This window comes from Myxacorys chilensis (assembly GCF_059505265.1).
Map to the genome: position 1 here is coordinate 1 of NZ_JCACKG010000144.1, position 7056 is coordinate 7056.

At 49.1% G+C, this 7056-nt stretch carries 5 protein-coding genes and 1 pseudogene; 5 read left to right on the top strand and 1 reads right to left on the bottom strand.

Annotated features, from left to right (window positions below; translation table 11 throughout):
- Positions 1-135: 135 nt before the first annotated feature.
- Positions 136-618, top strand: a pseudogene (locus tag AC5JLB_RS10595) (ISAs1 family transposase); the annotation flags it as partial.
- Here the strand turns inward: AC5JLB_RS10595 and AC5JLB_RS10600 are convergent.
- Positions 553-2136: an FAD-binding oxidoreductase gene (locus tag AC5JLB_RS10600; RefSeq protein WP_495873799.1), complete on the bottom strand. Its 1584-nt coding sequence runs from the start codon at positions 2134-2136 to the stop codon at positions 553-555. The pseudogene AC5JLB_RS10595 and the gene AC5JLB_RS10600 overlap by 66 nt on opposite strands.
- 334 nt (positions 2137-2470) lie before the next feature.
- On the opposite strand from AC5JLB_RS10600, the gene AC5JLB_RS10605 reads away from it, so the two are divergent.
- From AC5JLB_RS10605 to AC5JLB_RS10620, 4 genes are all read left to right on the top strand, one after another.
- Positions 2471-3445, top strand: a complete 975-nt coding sequence (locus AC5JLB_RS10605) for a COG3650 family protein (protein ID WP_495873800.1) — start codon at positions 2471-2473, stop codon at positions 3443-3445.
- Positions 3446-3920: 475 nt separating this feature from the next.
- Positions 3921-4694: an SDR family oxidoreductase gene (locus AC5JLB_RS10610; protein WP_495873801.1), complete on the top strand. Its 774-nt coding sequence runs from the start codon at positions 3921-3923 to the stop codon at positions 4692-4694.
- 980 nt (positions 4695-5674) lie between these two features.
- Positions 5675-6169 carry a hypothetical protein gene (locus AC5JLB_RS10615; RefSeq protein WP_495873802.1) on the top strand — a complete coding sequence of 165 codons (495 nt, stop codon included), beginning with the start codon at positions 5675-5677 and terminating at the stop codon, positions 6167-6169.
- Positions 6159-6806 carry a DUF924 family protein gene (locus AC5JLB_RS10620; RefSeq protein ID WP_495873803.1) on the top strand — a complete coding sequence of 216 codons (648 nt, stop codon included), beginning with the start codon at positions 6159-6161 and terminating at the stop codon, positions 6804-6806. Before AC5JLB_RS10615 ends, AC5JLB_RS10620 begins: the two co-directional genes overlap by 11 nt.
- The last annotated feature ends 250 nt before the right edge of the window (positions 6807-7056 follow it).

Genomic DNA, 7056 nt, shown 5'->3' on the forward strand with positions numbered 1-7056 from the left:
TGCTTAACCGAAAGGATTCAGGAAGCATTCCTTTTCGTTGTTAATACAGCCTTGTTTTTAAACTTTTTGAAGCTTCAATTCTGACACTTTCAGCAGCAGTGGCAATGACTATGTGATTGCTGTAAAAAGAATCAACAACTGTATCAGTTCATTCAGACCCACTTTGAGCATCACAGCCCAGACAGCGTGGATGAGCAAATTGAGCACATCAGAAACCGCCTCACTCAACGCACCGTTAACGTTTTAGAAACAGTCACAGAACTAGATGCAGTTTGGGCTGGAGTTCAGCGCCTGATTCGGGTAGAGCGCACCAGAGTTCGCGGCGTCGAACCAGGGCGCGAAACGATGTTCTACATCAGTTCACGAGCCAACAATGCCGCTGAGTTTGGTCGCCGAATCCGAGAGCATTGGCAGATTGAAAACCGCTTGCACTGGTCAAAAGATGTCGTCTTTGCCGAGGATACTGCTCCCTTGTGTGACGGCAATGCCCCCGTCAATTTCGCCATCCTCCGCACAATCGTCATCAACTTATTTCGACTGCAGGGCTTTGCTTCAATGACTAAAGCCATTCGCCATCTGGCTCATGATATCCCTCGCCTCTTTTCCTTCCTCCGATGAATCAGCCCTGCGACCTTGAGGTAAGCCGTACTTGGTGTAAAACTGATTTTGGAACAGTTGATAGGGGTCATATTTGCGCTTGAGTTGAAAGAACTCACGTCCTTGTGGATAAGCGCGCTCGAATTGCTCAGGAGTCGCATGAAGCCGATAGGGTAAGTAGTATCGTCCCCCAACTGCAAGCGCCGCCTCGATTAGTTCCTCAGTCAGTGCTTGCATTTTGGCATCTTCACCCCCAGTGCGAGATTGGTGGAACAGCATCACTAAGCCAAACATTTCTTGATCGGCATACCGCAGAAAGCTATCGGAATCAGGATGTACATTCCGAATCGTGACATTCAGCAAATCAGCTTGGTGTGCCGGAATAGTTTGGCGGCATTTCTCCAAAAATTGCTCCAAGGACTCTGGTGGAATGAAATACTCGTGTAGAATCTCTGTCTTTGCCTGCTGATGATTCTCGAACAGTGTAGACGGACGATTCAAAATTTGATTACGAGAGACTTCCGTTCCCGCTTCTCCACCGCTCATCTTCTCTAATTGCCAGCGCAGCGATTTCCCGTAGTCACTGCCAACACTGCCGCGAAACACAGTGCGAGAAAGTCCCGGCTCTGAGGAAGTTGCGAGGGACGATGGCGGTGCAGCAAGAGCCGAATCGTAAACCGTCAAAATTGCTTCTTGTAAAAAACGTTCTGGTGCGATCGACAACCTCCCATACGCCATCCCTGTTTTAGAGGAAACCTGACTGCGATACGTCTTAATGTAATCGCGGCTTGGAATGACCGTGCGTTGTGCTACGTAGAGTTGATTTGGCACGGCTTTGAGATTGACTTCTAGAACAATGCCGAAGAGTCCGTATCCGCCTAAGACGAGGGAAAAGAGTTCTGCATTCTCTTGCCTAGAACAATGGACGACTGTTCCATCTGCCAGCATTAACCCAAAGCTTTCAATCGTGCTGGCAAACGGGGAATGATCGTGCTGCCATCCATGCGCGTTTGCGCTCATTGTGCCGCCGATCGAAAAATCATTGTTCGACTGCATCACGGCCACAGAGAAGCCGTGTTGATTCAGGTAAGGAATCACCGCCGACCAAGTTGCACCAGACTGCACGGTGAGAATTCTTGTCGTTGAATTCAATCGCATGTGATTGAATTGGGTCATATCTAGCGCGATGCCGTTGGGAAAAATAGTCTGACCGCCCATCGTATGGCGCGAACCGGAAGTCATCACCTTCTTGCCTTGTGATTTTGCCTCTTTCAGCATCTGTCTCAGTTGCAATTTTGCGATCGCTAAATCACTTGAAATCTTGACCGTCTTCATGCGCGTTTGATTCAGGCGACTGGCATCATCGACAAAATCCGAGGGTAAGGGAATTCTTTCATCCCGATCGCTTCGGGCAGTTTGCACCAGATGGAACAAGGGTCGAGCCACAAAAGTCAATGTCGTTGCAGTGGCAGCGAGCAGGATGAATAAGACAGCCTTGACGTAAGTGCGAACTGAGCGGTGCAGAAGTGGAGAGGGCATGAGTATGAATCAGGAGTGGCTTAATTGATTGATACTCGTGCCCTCCCATGCTGAGTGCGAAGATTGTGGCGCTTCTTTTGCTGCCCACTCGCAAGGGAGCTAATCTCGTGCTGGATCGAATGGATGTTTAGGCGCAGTTGAGTGGTTAAATTCTCGCAGTTGCGTCATGCAGGGGCTCAAAGGGATGGTACATCCTGTAATCTATCAGTTTCACCCTTAACCGAGAAGTATTGGGTTTAGTCGTCTGAAAACGGCTGTAATTCTTCTCCTCTAGTTCTCCCCGATTATTCTCTATCTTGAACGATATCAAGCGAACAGCTTAAGGAGAACTCTAATGACAATGATGAACGAAGTGGTATCTATATCCGCAGATCCGACGCTAAGACGAGGTGCAACCGGGAACAGCGTTAAGGCACTACAAACCTCACTTAACTATCGAGGGGCAGGACTGACGGTCGATGGAAGCTTTGGTGCGAACACAGAAGCCCAGGTGATCGAGTTTCAACAAGCTGTTGAACTTGCAGCAGATGGGATTGTCGGTCCTAAAACCTGGAGTGCACTTCGCTCTGGAATGGTCGTTGCCCGCATCCCCGGCAGTGCAATTAATCTTCGGGAAACGCCCGAACTCACGGCTACCGTGATTCAAACCCTTCGATCCGAAGAGACCGTCAGGATTTTAGGACGCTCCCCGATCCTGGAGGAAGACTATCGCTGGTTTCACATTGAGGCCAAACAGAAAACGGGTTGGGTGCGTGAAGATTTAGTACGCTTGTACAGTCCTTTTACAATTCCGCTTCCAGTGACGAATGGCGTGACGATTCAAATTCGCCCGCGCCCTTGGCTCATGGAAATCGATGCCAAAATTGAAGCGGGAATTCGCAGTGCATTGAACGTGGGATTTCGCGATCGTATCCGCTATATGTTCCAATCCCTCGACCTCGATGGCACAGGTTCCAGGGGAATAATGTTGGTTTACCTCATGGGCAGCCAAGTTTGTGGAACTGGAGGTTGTACGATGCTCGTGATGCAAGCAGCGGAAACCGGATATCGCGTCATCTCTCGAATTCCAGCGGTGCAACAACCTGTCATTATTAGCAATCAAAGAACGAACGGCTATCCTGATCTGATTGTTTACACGGCTGGCGGTGGACTCGCACCTGCTTATCGTCGCCTGCGGTTCAATGGTTCTAGCTATCCTACTAACCTCACCGGAGAGCCTACTTTGCCCACTGGAACAACTGTAACGGGGGGCGTGGCACTGGCAAGCCGAATTACCCCAGACTTAGCTGCGCCGTTAGTGGCAGTATGATCGATTAGATCGCATGAATGAGGTGAACAATGTCTAGAAGTTTGCTGGTCGTAAACTATCCGACCCTTTCGGCGGACGAGCTAGAGAAAATTTAGTCGTGTAGACAGCATGATCTCTTGTATTAACGACGTTGTTGCACCTCATTTCACCTTATTTCCCGTCCTTAATCGTGATGAAGGATCTTTCTACAAAACCATTGTGGATCACTTAAATGCAACAGACGTTGCACTTTGCCGCAAAGTGCAACGTCTGGATGTGATTTGGTACGAAAGCTTTCACCAACGAAATCTTTGGCATTGTTGCTTAAAGCAATACGAATGAGACTCGTTCGTTTGTCACTTAAAACATTGCAACAGAACCAACTTTACCGCCTTCCATGAACAAGAGGTTGGGCTGACCGTCAAGCAAGTTCTATCCTCGTTCTACACTAAGTGAGGACAGAACGGTCATAGTCGTTTAGGGTCAGCGCAAGCTCATGGGATTGAAACGGGTTTTAGTAACCGGTGCCACCGGAAGAACGGGTTCTCTGACGCTGCAAAAGTTGTGGCAACACCCAGAGGAGTTTGAGGCGATCGGGTTTGCTCGCTCCGCGTCTAAGGTCAAGGAATTATTCGGCTCAACGGAGGGCTTTCTCCTGGGGGATATCAAGGAAAAAGCTGCCCTGGAACAAGCGTTCAAAGGATGTCAGGCACTCATCATTCTCACCAGTGCCAGCCCCCGCATGACCACCCCTCCCCAACCCGGAGAACGTCCCACCTTTGAGTTTGAACCAGGTGGTCTGCCAGAAGTGATCGACTACGAGGGTCAGCGTCACCAGATTGATACCGCGATCGCAGCCGGGGTGGAACGGATTGTGCTGGTTGGTTCGATGGGAGGCACCCAGTTGAATCACCCCCTCAATCAACTCGGCCAAGGCAATATTCTGGTGTGGAAGCGCCGAGCAGAGGAATACTTGATCGACTCCGGGATTGACTACACCATCATTCGAGCCGGGGGGTTACTGGATCAACCGGGTGGAATGCGGGAATTGCTGGTCAGTAAGCATGATGTATTTTTGACCCAGGCTCCCAACGGAATTCCTCCTTCCATTCCCAGGGCAGATGTGGCAGAAGTTGCTGTACAGGCCCTCCGAGAGCCTGGAGCCAGAAACAAGGCGTTTGACCTGATCTCTAAACCCGTGGAAGACTCTTCCGCTTCGGTCACCAAAGACTTTGCTGCTCTGTTTGCCCAAACCCTACCTGGATTGTGAGGGTAGCCATGAAAGTTGTCATTATTGGGGCTGGCTCCGGAGAACTTCAATGAGCGCGATCAACAGATCGATCTCACTCCGCTACACACGTATCTCGACAATCGCGAGGCTGGGAGCTTGATCAAATTGGTGATTCAAAGCGATTTACACCGGCGAATATGGACGTGAGATTGATGAACAAAGCTGTCTAGCATGTCTACTCTTTATTCACGCAGATCGCTGCTCCAAATTTCAACCATTCGGGATCTGTAGTGATGAACGCTATCATGGTGTAGGCAGTAATAGAAAAATTGTCGAGAGGTTATAAAGCTGTTTGCCAACTTGCACTTGAGTTTGGCAAACAGCTTGTTGCAGCTTGGAAAAATAGTGCGGGTAAGGTGGAGCTTATCATTTGCGAAAGTTTAAGTTACCTGGACAAGCGCAACGATTTCTCTCTGCTTTTGGACCAATTCGAGATCATTTCTATCCCAAACACCACTAACTAACTGCTCACCGCTACCGTGAACAGATGAGCCAACGAATTCAAGATTGGCAAGAAATTGCTGAGTTGACACCTGCTGCATAATCTATGGAATCGTAGCTACTCAAAGATCATCGTGCCGATTTTTGAAATTGTTCCATTAAGTTGAGACAATACTGATGAAAGTCGAAGCGTGTGAGAAAACGTTCTAGCCATCCTTGTCATATTTGTGCGCGCTCCGCTCCGCAAGCGATCGTAGAAGGACTTTGCATAACCTACCGATCTTGCCCGTGTATATCTGGAGTGCAATTACCAACCGCACCTGATCGCTTGAGGCAATTGTGGGAAGCCGTCGCAAACCACGAATTTGTGACATCGAGCGCCCACTCTAAGGAATTTTACATCGAACGGTATGGTCAGCTTGATCGAGCTAGAAAAGCATAAAAAACAAATCATTCTACTGTTAGCATGCTTACCCGCGCACAGACAGCAGGACTATTTACTTCTTGGAGGTTCTACCATGATTCACCATTTTTCCATCACGGCTCACAATCCACAGCATGTTGCCCAGGTTTTAGCAGAATTATTTCAGGGAGAATCCTTTCCCTTTCCTGCTGCTAGCTTTCCCGACAGTTACGTTGCTGTTCCTCTTGACTCCTATGGAACGACCGTTGATGTGCATCCGTTCAGTACCGAACTCATCCCTGGTGCTGAAGAAAATGGCTTTCAACCTAGACCCAACCCTGATGCATCAACTTACACGGCTACTCACGCCGCGATTTCGGTGCCGATCAGTGAGGCGCAGATTGAAGCGATCGCGGCTCGTGAAGATTGGCGGAGTGTGAAACGAAGCGGTTTTTTTGATGTGATTGAAGTTTGGCTCGAAAATCGCGTTTTGATGGAATTGTTACCACCTGCGTTTGCTGACAAATATCTCGCTTTCATGGAACCACTGGCGTTGAAGCAATTTCTAACTGCTGCGGTTGCAAACAGGAAGGTTCACCATGCAAACTGAATATGAAGAGGTGCTGCAATTCTGGTTTCCCCTCCAATCAGACAGTGATCAAGTAACCATTGTTCGTCAGTGGCAACGCTGGTTTCGCGGAGGCATGGATACCGCTATAATCGAGCGTTTCCCATCACTGTTGGAGCGGGCAACACGAGGTGAATTAGATGATTGGTCGCGTGAGCCACGATCTCGGTTGGCATTGATTCTCGTTCTTGACCAGTTCTCACGAACAATCTACCGGGGAACGGCTCAGGCATTTGCACAGGATGAGAAGGCATGCGCGCTGACGCTTGAAGGAATCGATGTGGGTCACTACGCAGCGCTTGAGACTCTCTATGAGAAGACGTTCTTCTTCCTGCCGTTGGGGCATTCTGAGAAGTTGAAGAAACTGGAACTGGCGATCGCTTGCGCAGACGCGCTCGTGCAGAAAGCACCCCAAGACCATCGTGCGTTGTTAGAGTTCTCTGCTTCGCAGGCGCGCCACCAGCGGAATGTCATTGCACGGTTTGGTCATCAACCTCATCGCAACGAGGCTTTAGGGCGACAATCAACCTTTGAAGAACTGGAATACCTCGCGACTGAGCAGCTTGTTCATACACAGCCAATGCCACCTCACCTGGCGCAATTTCTCTCTACGAGTTGACTAAATTAATCGAGTTTTCGGTCGCTTACCTGACGCTGCGATAGGCATTGAGCGATCGCCAAGTTATCCCATCCAGATTGTTTGAGCTTGCACTCCTTTCGGAAAAGTGAGATGGGATTTCGTGTGCAATTTTCCCTGATTTGTATGGTGTGCTGAGTAAAACTGACACTAATCGATTCTTGTAAGAAGATATAACCCTCTTTGGTCACTCTAAGCGGATGAAAATATCAGTTGTAAGTTGAGCCAATGC